The 17,459-nt window shown below is 67.7% G+C and carries 9 protein-coding genes; 4 read left to right on the forward strand and 5 right to left on the reverse strand.

The features are described 5' to 3' along the window. Nucleotides 1-25 precede the first annotated feature (25 nt). Together VFB33_00470 and VFB33_00475 are read left to right on the forward strand one after the other, a co-directional pair. On the forward strand, nt 26-1,282 hold the full coding sequence (locus VFB33_00470) for an HlyD family secretion protein (GenBank protein ID HZO80140.1): 1,257 nt from the start codon (nt 26-28) through the stop codon (nt 1,280-1,282). 86 nt (nt 1,283-1,368) lie between these two features. Then, complete coding sequence (locus VFB33_00475; protein ID HZO80141.1) at nt 1,369-2,439, forward strand: phosphotransferase; 1,071 nt, start codon at nt 1,369-1,371, stop codon at nt 2,437-2,439. A gap of 49 nt (nt 2,440-2,488) precedes the next feature. Here the strand turns inward: VFB33_00475 and VFB33_00480 are convergent, their stop codons facing one another. Beyond that, nucleotides 2,489-2,878: a response regulator gene (locus VFB33_00480; protein ID HZO80142.1), complete on the reverse strand. Its 390-nt coding sequence runs from the start codon at nt 2,876-2,878 to the stop codon at nt 2,489-2,491. A 559-nt stretch (nt 2,879-3,437) separates the two neighbouring features. On the opposite strand from VFB33_00480, the gene VFB33_00485 reads away from it, so the two are divergent. Both VFB33_00485 and VFB33_00490 read left to right on the forward strand, forming a co-directional pair. Next, nucleotides 3,438-6,245 (forward strand): response regulator, encoded by a 2,808-nt coding sequence (locus tag VFB33_00485; GenBank protein ID HZO80143.1) that lies wholly within the window; start codon nt 3,438-3,440, stop codon nt 6,243-6,245. Between the two features lie 133 nt (nt 6,246-6,378). Then, a complete protein-coding gene (locus VFB33_00490) occupies nt 6,379-6,876 on the forward strand; it encodes a hypothetical protein (protein HZO80144.1) in 498 nt (165 codons plus the stop codon). A 94-nt stretch (nt 6,877-6,970) separates the two neighbouring features. Here VFB33_00490 and VFB33_00495 read toward each other — a convergent pair whose 3' ends face one another. The 4 genes from VFB33_00495 to VFB33_00510 all read right to left on the reverse strand — a co-directional run bounded on the left by VFB33_00495 (nt 6,971) and on the right by VFB33_00510 (nt 17,432). Continuing rightward, nucleotides 6,971-9,256, reverse strand: coding sequence for a glycogen debranching N-terminal domain-containing protein (locus tag VFB33_00495; protein ID HZO80145.1), 2,286 nt, complete (start codon nt 9,254-9,256; stop codon nt 6,971-6,973). A gap of 12 nt (nt 9,257-9,268) precedes the next feature. Further along, nucleotides 9,269-12,034 (reverse strand): aconitate hydratase AcnA, encoded by a 2,766-nt coding sequence (acnA, locus tag VFB33_00500; GenBank protein HZO80146.1) that lies wholly within the window; start codon nt 12,032-12,034, stop codon nt 9,269-9,271. A gap of 148 nt (nt 12,035-12,182) precedes the next feature. Next, the gene (locus VFB33_00505) at nt 12,183-12,662 is read right to left on the reverse strand and encodes a hypothetical protein (protein HZO80147.1); all 480 of its coding nucleotides are present in this window, start codon (nt 12,660-12,662) and stop codon (nt 12,183-12,185) included. 120 nt (nt 12,663-12,782) lie between these two features. After that, nucleotides 12,783-17,432: a DEAD/DEAH box helicase gene (locus tag VFB33_00510; GenBank protein ID HZO80148.1), complete on the reverse strand. Its 4,650-nt coding sequence runs from the start codon at nt 17,430-17,432 to the stop codon at nt 12,783-12,785. Between the last annotated feature and the right edge of the window lie 27 nt (nt 17,433-17,459).

Genomic DNA, 17,459 nt, shown 5'->3' on the forward strand with positions numbered 1-17,459 from the left:
GCTCCACGCGGGCTGCGGCAGGCCGATGAAGTCGAATCTGCTGCGCCGGGCTTTGCTGGTGATCGTCGCCATCGCGGTGATCGCCGCCATCTTCCCCGCTATCCGCTACTACCGTTATTTCAGCACCCACGTGTCCACCGACGACGCCTACGTCGACGGCACGGTCGGGCTGGTCTCCTCGCGGATCCAGGGCACCGTGATCAAGGTCTTCGTCGAGGATAACTGGCACGTCAAGCCGGGCGACCCGCTGGTCCAGCTCGATCCCACTGACTACGAGGTGCGGATCACCGAGGCCGAGGCACAGCTTGCGCGCGCGCGACAGACTGTCGACCAGCTCTACGCCCAAGTGCAGGCCGCCGAGTCGGGGCTCAAGCTGGCCGAATCGCAGCTCATCCAAGCCCGCATCGATTACAACCGGGCCAAGCAGCTGCGCGCGCAGGGCGTGGTGTCGAGCGAGTACTACGACCAGGCGACCACGGGACTACGCGTCGCGCTCGCCACCGAAGCGCTCGCCAAGCATCAGTTGCTCCAGGCGGAAGCCGCACTCGGCCCCAATCGCGTGGATCACGAGCGCTACGACCGCGCGATCGTCCGCCAGGCGCAGGCCGCCCTTCAGTTGGCCAAGCTCAACCTGAGCTACACCACGATCAAGGCGCCGTTCGAGGGAATCGTGACGCGCAAGAGCGTTCACGTCGGCCATCGGATCGAGGTCGGACAGCCGCTGATGGCGCTGGTGCCGGTGCGCGGCCTGTACATAACCGCCAACTACAAGGAGACCCAACTCACCGACGTGCGCGTCGGACAGCGCGCCGAGGTCGAGGCGGACATCTATCCCGGCTACGTCTATCACGGACACGTCGATTCGATCAGTATCGGCACCGGCGCCGCCTTCGCCCTGCTCCCGCCGGAGAACGCCACCGGCAACTGGGTCAAGGTCGTCCAGCGCGTCCCGGTCAAGATCGTACTCGATAATCCGGAGCCTGCGGATAAGCCGCTGCGGATGGGTCTGTCGGTCGAAGTGAGCATCGACATCAGCGACACCCGCGGGCCATTACTCTCTTCAACGCTCCAGCACGAATACCATCAGCGCGGGATCATCCCCGAGACGTTGCATTGGCTGCGCCCGCTCGATAACGGCCTGCGCGACCTCCAGAACTACCGGCTCTTCCGCGGCCACGCGCCCGCTGTAGGCGTACAACAGCAGCCTCCCGCAGCGCCTTCGCGGCCCGCGGCCACGCCGGCGCCCGCGCAATCCGGCGGGCCGCGCGCTGCAGCCGACTAGCGCGCGGCAAACGCGCGGCGCCCGCAGAGGCGCGGCGTCGGGCGACTACGCTTTCGACGAAGGTACACCAGCGCCGCTTCGCCGTGATGGAACCTGCGCACAACAACCCGCAGCCTGAGACGTTGGCCGCCGCCCTCGGCGCCTTTCTGGGCAGTACGGTGGAGCGGCTGCGCGTGCTCGCCAGCGGATGGGAAACCACACTGTACGAATTTGCACTGCGCTCGCGAAGCGAAATGATGCCCGCCGTCGCCGCGGGCGCGCCGCTCGTCCTCCGTTTCTACCCGAGTGCGAAGGCCGCGGCGAAAGGCGCGCGCGAGTTCGCCATTCTGAACTATCTTGCCGAAGCGGGGTTTCCGGCGCCGCGCGCCTGCCTGTTCGAGCCGGACCCCACGCCTATCGGCGCACCGTTTCTGGTGATGGAGCGGGTGCGCGGCGGGCCGCTCTTCGCAGTGCGCTCGTTCCCGCAGGCGTTCAGGACATTTTCGATGGGGTTCCTGGGCTTCGTGCGCGCCCAGGTCCAGCTTCATCGGATGACGCCGCCGCCGGATTTGAACCAGCTGCCAGCCCCGTCAACCTCCGACTGTGCCGCGGCGCATCTGCTCGATCATACGCTCGCGACGATCGCGCAGCGCATCGAGGAAGGTCCGCTGCCGGGACTTGCCGAGGCGCTGGGCCGCTTACGCGCGCGGGCGGGCGAATTTCGCGCCGCGCCGGCCTCCTTTCTCCACCTCGACTACCATCCGCAGAACGTCCTGGTCGAGGGATTGCACGTGACAGGAGTGATCGACTGGGCCAACGCGGCTGCGGGCGATCGCCATTTCGACGCCGCGACCACCGCGGTCATCCTGTCCACCAGCGCGATGGAGCATCCGCGCTGGATGCGCCAGAACATCGTCGGCAATACGCTGCGGCGCAATTTCTACCTGCTCTACGTCGCGCTCTACCATACGCTGGCACCGCTCGACTTGCGCCGCCTGCGTTACTACCAAGGGCTGGCCGCCACGCTGCGATTGTCGATGCTGGGAATGATGCGTACGCGCACGCCGGAGAGTGTCGGCTTTCGCGCGGACGCGATAAGCGAGGTCACACCTTCGGTGCTGGGGCTGCTGAGCCGTTACACCGCGCGTAAGACCGGCGCGCGCGTCACCGTCCCGTAGCAGTTCTTGCGACGAAGCGGCTGCGCCTCGTCGAGCCCCCACGTCGCGATTACTTGTTCAGCTCCGGGAAAAGCTGCGCCAGCCTGTCCGCCAGCGACTCCAGCTTGAGGAAGGGTTTCTCGAAATAGGCAAGCGCCCCCCGGCGCAGATATTCGGCGCGCTCGCCGGTGCTTTTGGGTTGTGCGCTGATAACGATCACCGCGACCTCGGGCGCTTGCTCGCGGATCATGCTGAACAGTCTCTTCGCATGGACCCCTTCGACCTCGGGCATCATAAGATCGAGCGTGATCAGTTGCGGGCTCAGGCTGCGAAACAACCTTAACCCCTCTGCCGCATTGCCGGCTTCGCCCACTACCTCGCATCCCATCTGCTCCAGGCGGCGGCGGATGATGTTGCGCGCAGGGATGGAATCCTCGACGATCAAAGTGCGGACCGCCATTTATCTCGACCTCCCCGGCCCGAAATCCATCTTATGCCGCCTCGTGCGGCCCCCCTCCAATGACGTTTTAGCATAGGCAATAGGTCCTTGCGTTGCATTTTCGCCACCGCTTTCAACCGGGTCTGCAGTATTTGCAATCTTGGGATGAAATTAGACCAGATAAACCTCGGTCCAGTTGTTGCTTGAGCCAAAGCTAGCCTTCCGCCTCTTTGGCGCCTTGCCCTTCAGTTCCTCAGTTCGTGCGGCAGGTCCGTGTACCGGCGGGCAGCGGGCTAGAGGAACACAGCACACGCGAGCAATGACACAGACGGCCGCAGATGATGAGGCGCTTGCGCCCGCGGAGGCTCCCGCGCCCCCGTCCACCGATGAGCCTGGCTCGGCGTTAGACCACGCTGTTGGCTGCGCCGACGATCACGGCGGAGCACGTGGACGCAACCGGAACGCCATCGCGTGGGCGACGGGTGCGGCCCTGCTTCTGGCCGCGGTCGTACTTGCCTCGACAGCCGCGCGGCCGGGTACGCAATACGCCGCACTTCTGCTGCTGGGTGCGGCGTTGATTGTGTCTTGCCGCTCGCTGTGGCGCGCCCGCGAACGCGAGGAGCGTCTCAAACGGTGGCAGCTTGAGCTCGAAAGCATCGCGCGCCGCGCGCATGCCGAGGCCGAGACGCTGCGAAAGATCATCGAGGCGTCACCCGATCCCGTTTCGGTCAACCGCTACGCCGACGGAACCTATGTGCGGTTGCTCAATCCGACATTCGACGGCACGGGCTACACCTCCGACAAGGTCATTGGCAGGACTTCCTACCGCGTTGGAATGTGGGCCGACAAGGAGCAGTACAAACAATATCTCGCCAAGCTCGCCGCGCGCGGGCGGGTGCGCAACATGGAGGTGATGTTCCGGCGCGCCGACGGCACGCCGGTGCCTACCCTGCTCTCATCCACGGTCGTGGAGCTCAACGGCGAACGATGCGTGGTTTCGTTCACGCGCGAGGTCACCCGCCTCAAGGAGGCCGAGCGTAAAATCCGCCAGAGCGAGACCACCCTGCGAAAGATCATCGAGGTCAGCCCGGACATCATCACGATCAATCGGCTTTCCGACGGACGCTTCATCGCGGTGAACAATGCCTTCGTCAACTTCATCGGCTTCACTCGCGATGAGGTGCTTCAAAAGTCGGCGGCGGAGCTGAACCTCTGGAACGACAGGCGACAGCTTGTCGAATTTCTGCGGCTTTTGCGGCAAGACGGGGTCGCCCGCAGCGTCGAGGTCGACCTCAGGGACCGGGATGGCCGCGTCCATCCCTATCTTTTTTCGGCAGTGGTCGCCGAGCTTGGCGATGAGCGTTCGATCATCGGGATCGGCCGCGACATCACCCAGCTCAAGGAAACCGAAAGCCGTCTCAAGGCCGCACGCGAGGCGACCGAAGCGGCGGCGCGCGCCAAGTCCGAATTCCTTTCCAACATGTCGCACGAGATCCGGACTCCGATGACCGCGGTTCTCGGCGCAACCGAGCTTCTGGCGCAAACCGCGCTCAGCGACGAGCAGCGCCGCTACCTCGATATCGTGCGCACCAGCGGCGACGCGCTTGTCGATCTGATCAACGACATCCTCGATCTTGCCCGGCTCGAGAGCGGGCGACTGACGATCCAATCATCGGACTTCGACCTCGAAGAGGTCCTCGACAAGTTGGGCGAGACGATGGCGGTGTGCGCGCACGAGAAGGGCCTCGAACTGGTGGCCCGCGTCGCCCCTGGGGTGCCGCGCAGGTTGCACGGCGACCCGCGCCGCCTGCGCCAGGTCCTGCTCAACCTGGTGGGCAACGCGGTCAAGTTCACTCGGCGCGGCGAAGTCACAATCGAGGTCGAACGGGCCGACCCGCCGGCGGCGAGCAGCCCCGACAGCGGCTGCGCCACCCTACGCTTCACCGTCGCCGACACCGGGATCGGAATCGGCCCCGAAAAGCTGGGAGTGATCTTTTCCAGCTTCGCACAGGCCGACTCCTCTGCCGCACGTATCTACAACGGCGCCGGCCTGGGCCTGGCAATCGTCAAACGCCTGGTCGAGCTTCAGGGCGGCGAGGTTGCCGTGCACAGCGAGCCCGGCAAGGGTAGCCGTTTCAGCTTCACCCTTGAATTCGGCGCCGCCGCGGGGGCTTCGTCGGAACCTGACGACGGCGCCGCCGGGGGCAATATCGATCTCGGCGGCGTGCGCGTTCTGATCGCGGCTGAAAGTGCGGCCAACCGGGCGCTCCTGCGGGAACGTCTCGGTGAAGCCGGCGCCGAGGTGAGCGAAGCCGATGGCGGCTACGCCGCGCTGTCTCTGCTCGAACACGCGCTGCGCGCGGGTGGCGGCTACGACGTGATTTTGGCGGACTGGCGGATGTCTGGCATCGGTGGCGCCGAGCTCATCACACAGGCGAGGCAGCTTTGCGAGGAGCGCGGCATGAACCTGCGCACCGTTCCGATGCTCACTACGCACGATCTCGCCGGGCAGCTTGCCTCGCTGCGCGAACTGGGCGTCGCGGTCTGGGTCGTCAAGCCGGTGGGCCGCGCGCAGCTGCTCGGCGCTCTCGCCCGGGCCCTGGGCGCCGCGCCAGACGGGCCGACTCTGTCGTCGACCAGTGCTCCCGCGCTCGACGAGCCCTGCCTGCCGCCGATGCGCGTGCTGATGGTCGACGATTCGCCGATCAACCGGATGCTCGTGCGCGGCCTGTTCAGCAACACCGCGGTCGTGCTCGACGAGGCCGTCGACGGCCGCTCGGCGCTGGCCAGGTTCTGTGCGGGCGACTACGACCTAGTGCTGATGGACATCCGGATGCCGGTGATGGACGGGTACGCGGCCACCCGCGCGATCCGCGCCTGGGAGCAAGCCCATCAGCGGAAACCGACTCCGATAATTGCGCTCACCGCCTCGGCGCTCGACGAGGATATTCGGCGCTGCCTGGAGGCGGGATGCGAGGCGCACGTGGCGAAGCCGGTCAAGCGCGCAACCTTGATCGCGACGCTCGCGCGCTTTGCGCCGCGCCGCGAAAAGGGAGCGCCGCAGCCAATCGCCGTGACGGTTGACGAAACCCTGCGCGATCTGGTGCCGCTATTCCTCGAATTCAAACGGGCCGATGTCAACAAGGCCATCGACGCTCTCAGACAGAAGGACTGTGCGCGTGCGCGCGAAGTCGGTCATCAGGTCAAAGGCGAAGGCGGCGCCTACGGCTTCGACAGCCTGACCGCGATGGGCGCGGAGCTCGAGGAAGCCGCGCGGCGCAATGATTGCGAGGCGGCGCTGGACACCGCGATGCGGCTCGCCGATTACCTCGAGCGGGTCCAGGTCAGCTACGCGCCGGAACCCGTCTCGACCCCCGCTGCGGACTAGAGCATCGCGCTTCGGACAACCTCAGGTAACGATGGACTTGGCGCCTGAGGCGGACCGCCGTAACCGCCGGCGGCGCCGATGCGTACTCTCGTGGTGAGCGCCCAAGCGAGCGCATATTCACGAGGTGTCAAACATGAGCAAGCGACGGACGGCGTTATGGTCCGCGGCGGCCGCGGGCCTTATCCTCGCCGCGACCTGCGGCGCGGCAGCGGCGCACGGGATGGGCGGCGGGCACGGCGGCGACCGGCAGATGTGGCTGCTGGGGCACGCGGCGGGCCTGAGCCACCAGCAGATCGGCGCGGCTTTCCACAATGATCCCAACCTCAAGACCGACTTCACCAACCTGCGCCACACGCGAGAGGCCGCGATCTCCTGCATCGCCAAAGGCGGCTCGTGCGCGAGCGAGATTTCAGCCTACGCCAACGCCAAACAGGTGCTGACGGCGGAAAAGCTGGGCGTGTGGGAGAAACTCTTCCAGACCCCAGGCGCCAACACCACGCAATCGACCGCGGTGCTTGGCCAGCTGCGCAACCTGCGCGAGCAGCGACACAAGCTCTTCGAGCAGATTTTCGCCTCGAGCAAGGGCGCCGCGCCGGCGTCAGCTACCGATAGCCGGCCGGCTCAGCAGTAGAGCGCACCCACGCGGCGGCGGCGCGCGATACGCGCGCCGCCGCTGTGGTTGTCCCAAATCGTCGGCCTGTGCAATCGACTGATACGGCTGTGCCTCAGTTGCGGATTTCGACCTCTACCTGGCCGCGTTTTTCGAGCACCTCGACCGCAGCGCCGCCACCCGGCGTGCGCCGCACGGTGAATGACACCGTCGCGGCCGGCCCGACTTTGAGCGCATCGACCCGCAGCCAGTCGAGCCAAGCGGGCATCGCGGGCGAAACGATGCGCAGGCGCTGATCGAAACCGCGCACGTCGATTCCGAGCATCCCCTGCACGATCGTGAAGACGCTGCCGGCCGACCAGGCCTGCGGATGGCACGCGACCGGGTACGGCACCGGTCCCAGCCGCTCCTCGCGCGGGAAGCCGCAGAACAGCTCGGGCAAGCTGCCGCTGTGGAAGTACACGGCGGCATCGAGCAGGCTGCTAAGGATACGCATCACGCCCTCGCGCCGCGCCAGGCGCGAGAGCCCGAAGGCGGCGATCGCGTTGTCGTGTGGCCATACCGAGCCGTTGTGATAGCTCATCGGGTTGTAGCGCCGCTCGCGCGCGCTGAGCGTGCGCACGCCCCATCCGGAGAACATATCGTCGCTCAGAAGACGCTCGGCGACCGCCGCTGCGCGGTCGCCGTCGAGCAGATCCGCAGCCAGACAGTGGGCCGCGTTCGATGTCATCACGCGGCACGGACGCTTGTCAGCGTCGAGCGCCAGGGCGACCGTCCGCTCGCGCTCGAGCCAGAAGTCGCGAACGAAGGCGGCCTTAAGCGCTGCGGCGCGCTCGGCCAGACGATCGGCGAGGCCCGCGCGGCCCAGGCGCGCAGCGATCGCCGAAATCGACCGGTAGGCCGCATACACGTACCCCTGGACCTCGCATAGCGCGATCGGCGCGCGCGCCAGCGTGCCGTCGGCGTGCGAGATGGCGTCGAAAGAGTCCTTCCACCCCTGGTTGGCGAGTCCGCGCGGCGTCGCCCGGAAGTATTCCACGTAGCCGTCGCCGTCGCGGTCGCCCCAGCCCTCGATCCATTCCAACGCCCGCTCGACGTTCGGCCATAGCTCCTGCGCCAGGTCGAGGTCGCCCGTGGTCCTGACGTAGCGCCCGAGCAGCCATAGGAACAGCGGAGTCGAATCGACGCTGCCGTAGTAGCGGCCGAAGGGGATCTCGCCGCTAGCCGCCATCTCGCCGTAGCGAATCTCATGCAAAATCTTGCCCGGCTGCTCGTCGCGCGCGGGGTCGTCGCGCGTTCCCTGAAGCGCCGCGAGAGTTTTCAGCGTGCCAACCGCGATCGCTGGATTAAAGGGCAGCGCGAAGAGGGCGGTAATGATGGAATCGCGGCCGAACAGGGTGGCAAACCACGGGATGCCGGCCATCATGAAGGTACCTTCCGGGGCGTAGCGGATGATCGCCGTGAGATCGGCCACCGAGCGGCGCAGCAGCGAGTCCAACAGCTCGTTGCTGGCGCTAATCCGCGCCCACCCGCGGGAGAAGACCGCGATCTCGTCGCGCCGCACCTTGAGCGCCTCGTCGAAGCGCGCGATCCGTCCCCGGTGATTGGCGCTGTCGTTCTCCGAACCGCCGGTGATCCGGACCTCCAGCATCCAGTCCTCGTCGGGCTTGAGGCTGAGCTCGAATGATGCGCGGCCGGCGTCGAGCGTGGCGGGCGCGGCGCCGAAGGCGACCTCGGTGAAGCGCTCGACGCCGTCCACGCCACGGTAGGAAAAGGCCACGCTGCGCGCATTGATGGCGGGCGCGCGCCGTTCGCCGCGGCGCTTGCGCTTGACACCGCGGACCTCGAAGAGGTCGGCGAAATCGACCGCAAAGATGAAATCGAGCGAGAAGCGGACGGCCGCGCGCGAATAGTTATGCACGACCAGCTTATGGAACAGACTCGCGCCCACGATCACCCAGTTGCGCTGGATCTGGACCGCCGTGCGCGGCAACTCGATCTGCTGGCCGCGCACGCCGAGGTCGGGATTGGTCAAATTGATCCTGAGCTCGGCGTTCTCCTCGCTAGTGTAGGAGTTGAGGTAGTAGGGAGTCTCGCTCGCAATTTTGAGTTCGAAGCGACTGAGATGGCGGGTGTCGCGATGAAAAAAGCCCAACGGCTCGAAGGGCGACTCGATGATATCGCCGCCGACTTCGAAGACCGCAAAGCTCTCGCCGTTAGCCAGCGATCGGGTCGCCCGCCGCGAGCCCAGCGAAGAAGCCAGGATATAGTAGTCGGCGCCGACCTTGATGACGGTGGGAGCCTCGCGGGACTCGTCGGTGCCGGAGCGCTGCCAGCCGGGCAGGCGCTCCCTGGTCGGATTGCGCTGCTGTTTCACCTCGTCACCCCCCCGCCCCGCCAATCGTCCCTCCGTTCAGCTATGCAGCAGCTCTCGCAGTACGAACGGTAGAATACCGCCGTGGCGGACGTATTCGACTTCCTCCGGAGTATCGATCCGCGCCAGCACTTCGAACTCGCGGCTGCTGCCGCCGTCGCTCACCCGCACGCGCAGCCGCTGACGGCGCTCGACGCGCTCTGCCAGACCCTCGATTGAGTAGGTTTCGCGCCCGTTCAGCGCCAGGCTTTTGCGCGTCTGGCCCCCGACGAACTCCAGCGGCAGCACGCCCATCCCGACCAGGTTGCTGCGATGGATGCGCTCGAAGCTTTCGGCGATCACGGCGCGCACGCCGAGCAACTGGGTACCCTTGGCCGCCCAGTCACGCGAGCTGCCCGAGCCGTACTCCTTACCGGCAATGATGATCAGCGGCACGCCCTCGGCGCGGTAGCGCTCCGAGGCCTCAAAGATCGTGGTGCGCTCGCCGTCGGGCAGATGGAGCGTGAAACCACCCTCGACGCCGGGCACCAGCTCGTTGCGCAGGCGAATATTGGCGAAGGTTCCGCGCATCATCACTTCGTGGTTGCCGCGGCGTGCGCCGTAGGAATTGAAGTCCTTGGGTTGGACGCCATGCGCAATCAAGTACTTGCCGGCCGGACCGTCGGCCGCGATCGAGCCGGCGGGCGAAATGTGATCGGTCGTCACGCTGTCGCCCAGCATCGCCAGCACGCGCGCGCCGCTGATATCGCCAACCGGCGGCGGCGTCGCGCCGACGCCGGCGAAGAACGGCGGCGCCTTGACGTAGAGCGAATCCGGGTCCCATCGGAACAGGCCGCCCTCGGGCACCTCGAGTCCGCGCCAGCGCTCGTCGCCCTCGAAGACCTCGGCGTACGCCTTGCGGAACATTGCGGATTCGATCGAGCCGGCGACCGTGGCGTTGAGCTCCTGCGGCGTGGGCCAGATGTCGCGCAGGTAAACCGGATTGCCGCTCGGGTCGCGTCCGAGCGGGTCGCGGTACGGATCGAAGTCCATCGTGCCCGCGATCGCGTAGGCGACCACCAGCGGCGGCGAGGCCAGATAGTTGAAGCGCACGACCGGGTTGATGCGTCCCTCGAAGTTGCGGTTGCCGCTGAGAACGGCGCAGGTCACCAGGCTGCCCTGCTTGACCGCCGCAGCGATTTCCTCGGCCACCGGCCCGCTGTTGCCGATACAGGTGGTGCATCCGTAGCCGACCAGGTTGAAGCGCAGCCGTTCGAGATACTCAAGCAACCCGGCGCGTCGCAAATAGTCGGTGACCACCTTCGAGCCTGGCGCGAGGCTGGTCTTGACCCACGGCTTGATGCTGAGCCCACGCTCGACCGCCTTCCTGGCGAGCAGCCCCGCGCCCAACATCACGGACGGATTCGAGGTGTTGGTGCAGCTCGTGATCGCCGCGATCACCACCGAGCCCTGGGTCAGGGTAAAGCTCTCGCCGCCGCCGTCGCGGACTTCAACCTTTTGGCCGAGCGCGCCCAGCTGGTTGGCCGGGAGCGGATCGTGCGGCGCCGCGGCAGCGGCTCCGCCCTCGCCAATCCAGCGCGCGACGACCTTCGGATCGACACTGTCGTGGTTGGCGACCTCCTTGGCGAGCTCGCTGCGAAACTCGCGTTTCACCGCGCGCAGCGTGACGCGGTCCTGCGGCCGGCGCGGCCCGGCCATGCTCGGCTCGACCTGCCCCAGGTCAAGCTCGAGCGTGCCGGAGAATATGGGATCGGGCGAAGACGCGGTGCGGAACAGCCCCTGCTCCTTGCAATAGGCCTCGATAAGCCGCACCTGCTGCTCCGAGCGCCCGGTCATCCTGAGGTACTCCAGCGTCTGCTCGTCCACCGGGAAGAACCCGATCGTCGCTCCGTACTCGGGCGACATGTTGCCGAGCGTGGCGCGGTCGGCCACGCTGAGACTGCCCAGGCCGCTGCCGAAATACTCGACGAACTTGTTCACCACGCCGCGCTTGCGCAGCATCTGGGTTACCGTCAACACGAGGTCGGTGGCGGTCGCGCCCGGGCGCAGGCTGCCGGTAAACTTGAAGCCGACCACCTCGGGAATCAGCATCGGAATCGACCGCCCGAGCATCGCCGCCTCGGCCTCGATCCCGCCCACGCCCCATCCGACCACGCCCAGTCCGTTGATCATCGTCGTATGCGAGTCGGTGCCGAGCAGGGTGTCGGGATAGGCCTGGCCGTCCTTCGAGGTGAAGACGACCGGCGCAAGGTATTCGAGATTCACCTGATGGACGATGCCGGTGTCGGGCGGGACGACGCGGAAATTGTCGAAGGCTCTTTGGCCCCATCGCAAAAACAGGTAACGCTCGCGGTTGCGCTCGAACTCGAGCTGCGCGTTGATCGCGAAAGCCTGCGCGGTCCCGAATGCGTCCACCTGCACGGAATGGTCGATCACCAGATCGGCGGGTTGGATGGGGTTGATCCGCGCCGGATCGCCGCCCAGGCGCTTAATTGCGTCGCGCATCGCCGCGAGGTCGGCCACCACCGGCACGCCGGTAAAGTCCTGGAGCAGGACGCGCGCGGGCATGAAGGAGAACTCCTGTTCGCCGGGCTGGCCGCTCCAGCGCGCCATTGCTTCGACCTGGTCGGCGGTGACGACGACGCCGTCCTCGCGGCGCAGCACGTTCTCCAGCATCACCTTTATCGAATACGGCAGGCGCGAGAGCGCAAAGCCGCGCTTCTCGAGCGCCGCCAGGCTGAAAATCGCGTACTTGCGGCCGCCGACGCTGAGCGTGGCGCGCGCGCCGAAGCTGTCTTTTCCCATCTTCGAGGCAGGTCCTTTCAGGAAAACCGCGGCGCCGACGCAAGCCTGCGCGGCGCGGTGGCCTTGAGTTTTCAGATTAGCGCGCTCCGGGCGGCTCCGCCACGCGGCGCGCCGTCGGATTTCCACCGCGCATCGCGGCGCTCTTTCACTAGGGCAGCTCGCGCATCAGTTTGCCGTCCCTGGCGTAAAAGTTGAGCCCTGGCTCGCCGTCGCCGTCCACCCCAAATAGCGCGCGCGGGACGCTGTCCTTGTCCATCAGGCGCACGGTGGGAACGCCGTCGGTGCTGATGTCGAGCGCGATTCGCAGTTTGCTGGCCGTGTCATAGAGCTGAACCTGCGGCACGCCCTGCGAGGTAACCAGCATTTCGGCGCGCAGATGTTGATCGCGATCGTACATTGCGAAAGCGGCCTGGCCGTCCTTGCCAACACTCATCCGCGCGCGCGGCTTGCCCGCAGGATCGTCCAGCACAAACTCGGTCGCGGTCACAACGCGCTGCGCGAGCGGTGGCGCGGCTTTGGGCGTATCGGCGACGGCAGTGGACGGCCGCCAAAACGCGCCCGACACGATCCCCCCCGCCAGACCACCCGTAAACACCAGCAAACCGTAGAGCCACTGGGTTTTTCTCATAGGCACAATCTCATCCGCACGGGACGGGTGAAAGCAAGCTTCGCCCCACGCCTATCCGTATGTTGAGGGGCTGGTGGGTGGTGGGGCGCACCCATGGCGGCTGCTGCTATCGACCGAAATTCAGCCGCGCGTGGCGGCTCGGGCGGGAGCCGGGCCGGGAAGCCCGTCATAGACCAGGGCGCGGCCGTCGGAATGGAATCCCATCGCGGCCATCGCGCCGACCCGTGCCGAAGCGAGCGCCTCGACACCGTCGACGGTCTCGACCGTAAGCTTGCGCCGCAGCTCGATAAGCGCGCCGAGCGCCGCCGCAAACGCCTCGTCGTCGAGCGCGTCGGCGACGACAAGAGCACGCCCGGCGAGGCCCAGAACTACACGGCCCGCGCGCAGGACAATAAAGTTGGCGGCGTCGCGCGCCACGCCGCATCCAGGCAGCAATGCTCCGTAAGGATTGGCGGGGTCGGCGGCGCTGAGGGCCACCGGCCGCTCGCGCGCCGGGTTGAGGTTGCGCACCGCGGCAAGCGTCTCGAGCGCCGCCGGCAGCGCGTACTGCTCGCCGGAGAGCGAACGGACGAAATACCCGCGGCGGATAGTGCCCGCGTACTCCAGCCTGCGCAACGCGAAAGAAATTTCCTGCCACGCAAGCGGTATGCTCTCCAGCGCCAGCATCTCGCGCGACACTATCCCGTGGCGTTCGAGCAGCCTGAGCGCACGCTCGCGCGCGAGGTCCCGCGCCTCGCCGGCCCGCGACGCCGCCAGCTCACCCCTGCCGTCGCCAGCCGCGTCCGCACCTGCAATATCGGCCGGGGTCGCGTCGCCGAGCGCGGACCATCGGCCCGTCACGCTCGAGTGCAAACGCGCGCGCAAGGCGGCGTCGTGGCGAGCGCTGCGGCGATACGCGGCAGCCGGCGCGATCGTGCGCATCGCCGCCGGCGCCGCCCATAACAGGCGCAACGGCGCAAAGCTGTCGTTCGAGACGCGTCCTCCGGCCGCGAGCCGCCACAGCGCCGCGAGCGCGACGCGTTCGGGCAACCCGGCGCGGTCGGCCAGCTCGTCGAGGTATTGCGCACCGCCGGCCGCGAGCGCAAAAAAGACCGCACGCTCGTCAGGATCGGCGAGTTGCCCGGCAAGTTCGCGCGCCTGCGCCTCGCCGCGGACCATCGCGCTTCGTTTGCGGCGCAGAAAAGTGATTCGCGCGGGGGCCTCCTCGAGCGCGTTGGCGCCCGGCACCGCCGCCCACACCACTTCGCCGCCGAGGCAGAGCAGGTCGAGCCACTCCGGGCGATAGCCGGTGACGCGCGCCGGCAGAATTGCGCTCTCCCACAACTCGGCGCTGAGCGCGACGCCCGAGAGCTGATCGAGGACTGCCGCGACGCCGCTCTGGTCGGCGGCGATACCGGCACCGCCGACGTGCTGCCATCGCAGCCGGAAGGCTGCATACTCGTGGTCCGCGCATGGCTCGATTTCCGAACGCAGGCGGTTGAGGGTCAAGCGATGGATCTTCTCCAGGTTGTAGCGGTCGCACCACTGCTCGACGCCGGCCGCGGCGCGGCGCTCCGCCGCCGGCGCGCCAGGCGGTGTGCGACGCGGCGTGAAATGGCCCCGAAAGACGAGTCCGCGAGCTTCGAGCGCCAGCAGAGCGCGTTCCAGCGCAGACACCGTCATGCTCAGACGCTCGCAGAGGTCGGCGACCTCGACCGGGCCCGAGGTCGCAAGCGCACGGCGGACAATCTCACGCGCGGCATCCTCGGGCTCGACCGCGCCCTCGGCGTTGCGCGCCGCCGACGGCGGTTCGAACAGGGCTCCCTTATAAGCGGCGGCGAACAGCGTCGCGTCTTCCGATGCGACCACGGCCTCCAAAGCCCCGGCCGCGACGCGCGTGCGCACCACCCTGCCCTCGCGCTCCAGTTCCGCGAGCATCGCCTGCCAATCGCCCGCGGTGCGCTCGGCAAGCTGAGAGGGGCGGAGCGCGCCATGCGCGCGAATCAGCTGATAGAGCTCGTCGCGGTCGCGCGCCCGGCGCGCAATTGCGCATCCGCTCACCTCGGCCGTGACGCTTTCCACCGCATCGGCCGCAAGCATCGTTGAGAGGTCCTCGGTCCGCAGGACGTCTTCGGCCATCGCGCGGTTGAGCGTGACCGTGCGGCTGCGCCGGTTGGCGCGCTCGCCGTCGTCGAGGAAGGAGTAATCCCAGGCGAGCAGCACGCGATGGGCGAAGACCGACGGCGCGACCGCATCAACCGTCACCACCCGCACGTCGCCGCGCTCGATCGCGCCGAGCAGTTGCTTAAGGCGGGCAGCATCGGTCGATTCGGTCAGGCACTCGCGCATCGCCTCGTCGGGGATGAAATGGTCGGGCAGCTCGATCTCGGGCGGGCGATTTTCGAAGCAGGCCTCGCGTTGGGGAAAGATCGCGGCGGCCACTTCCTGCGCGCGCAGCCGCTGGATCCACGCCGGGACCTTGCGCCCGCGCATCGTGCGCATCACCGCCAGCGCGCGCGTCGCCACGTGGCGCAGGCGCACCTCGAACATCGGCGCCGCCAGCAGCGCCTGTTCGAGCACGCGGCGCACGCCGCGCGCGGAGAGCATCGCGAGCACCGACTCCAGCGGAAAGCTGTGGCGCGCGTTGAGCGCCAGCAGCACCGCGTCGTCGATCGCCGAGGCCTGGATTTCGAAGTCGAACGACTGGCACAGCCGCTTGCGCAGCGCGAGGCCGAAGCCGCGATTGAGGCGCATCCCGAGCGGCGAATGAATCACCACCTGCGTGCCGCCGAGGCCGTCGAAGAAGCGCTCGACGACCAGCGTGCGCGGGCCGGGAATCGCGCCGAGCGCGGCCGCTCCGCGGCGCACGTATTCGACGACCTGGCCCGCGGCGCCGGCCTCCATCGCGCATTCCTCGGCCAGCCACGCCGCGGCGGGCTCGCCGCCGCCGTCCGCGAGGCGCGCGGCGAGCGCGCTTTTCAGCTCGCAGACTTCCGCCGACAACGCGGGCGAGCGGCCGGCCGCCTCGGTCTGCCAGAACGGCAGCGACGGTGCCATCCCGGGCGCCGGCTCGACCATCAGGCGGTTGCGCGAAATGCCGAGGATGCGCCACGGCATCGAGCCAAGGGCGAAGATGTCGCCCCGCGAGGACTCTTGCGCGAAGTCTTCCTCGACGTCGCCGATCTTGCGGCCCTCGGAAGCAATCACCACGTCGTAATTGCCGCTTTCGGGAATCGTGCCGCCCGAGGTGATCGCGGCCAGGCGCGCGCCGCGCCGCGGACGTACCCGCGCGCCCGTGCGATCATAAAAGATTTTTGGCGCGGCGCCCTGCACGCGCGAGGGCATCTCGGCACCCATCTGCTCGAGCAGGCGCCCGAGCGCGGCGCGGTCGAGCGCCGCGAAATTGTATGCGCCGCGCAGCAGCCGCAGCAGCTCCGCTTCGCCGATTTCGTCTTCCTCGGCGGCGATCGCGACGATCTGCTGCGCCGCCACGTCGAGGCATCCTACGGGAATCTCGACTTCGTCCAGGCGGCCTGCGCGAATCGCGCGCACGGCCGCGGCGCATTCGATCAGATCGTCGAGCGTGAGCGCGAAGAAGCGGCCCTTGGGCGTCGCATCGAGACGATGGCCCGAACGGCCGATGCGTTGGATCGCGGCCGAGATGGTCTTGGGCGAATCAATCTGGCAGACCAGCTCGACCGCGCCGACGTCGATTCCAAGCTCCAGCGAGGAGGTCGCCACGATCGCGCGCAGCTCGCCGCGCTTGAGCCGCTGCTCGGCGGCCAGCCGCTCGGCGCGCGCGAGGCTTCCGTGATGCGCCATCACGGCATCCTCGCCGAGGCGCTTTTGCAAGTTAAGCGCGATCCGCTCAGCCCATCGCCGGCTGAGCGTAAACACGAGCGTGGTGCGATGCGCGCGGACCAGCTCAGCGACCGCGTCGTACATCGCTTCCCAGTGCTGATGGGTCGCAAGCGGGCCAAGCCCGGGGCCGGGGGCGATCACCGCAAGGTCCATCCGGCGAGCGCGATCGTCGGCACGCACGACTTTGACCGGCCGCGGCCGGCGCTCACCGTCGGCGGCGACTTCGGCGCCGGCGAGAAATTCGGCCAGCCGTTCGATCGGATTGAGTGTCGCCGACAGCCCGATGCGCACCGGACGCGGCCCTCCGCCCATTCGCACCATCCGCTCCAGCCGCTCCAGCGTCACCATCAGATGCGCGCCGCGTTTGTTGGGCGCGAGCGCGTGCAGCTCATCGACGATCACATAGCGCACGGCGCCCAGGCTTCGACGAAAGCGCGGCGAGGTCAGCAGGATGAACAGCGTCTCGGGAGTTGTGACCAAAATATGCGGGGGCCGGCGCAGCATCGCCGACCGTTCATTCGCGGGCGTGTCGCCCGTGCGCAAGCCCGCGCGGACCTCGCCTATCGCGCGAGCGCTGCCCTCGCCTGCCGCAAGCCGCTCGGCAGCGTGGCGGATTCCCGCCAGCGGTTCCTCAAGGTTGACCCGGATGTCGTTGGCGAGAGCCTTGAGCGGCGAGACGTAAAGCACCGAGACGCGATCGCAGAGTTCTCCGCGCTCGGCGTCGCGGAAGAGGCGGTCGATCGCCCACATGAAGGCGGCCAGCGTCTTGCCGCTTCCGGTCGGCGCGCAGAGCAGGACGTCGTGACCGGGGGGCCGGTCGCACTCGGCGATAACGGGCCAACCCGCGCATTGCGCCGGCGAGGGCTCGCCGAAGCGCTCGGCGAACCAGGCGCGCACCGCTGGATGGAAGGCGTCGAGCACGGCGTCCATCGCCGCTCTTATATCACTTCCGCCAAG

The sequence above is a fragment of the Candidatus Binataceae bacterium genome, assembly GCA_035650475.1.
In the GTDB taxonomy this organism is placed as follows: domain Bacteria; phylum Desulfobacterota; class Binatia; order Binatales; family Binataceae; genus JAKAVN01.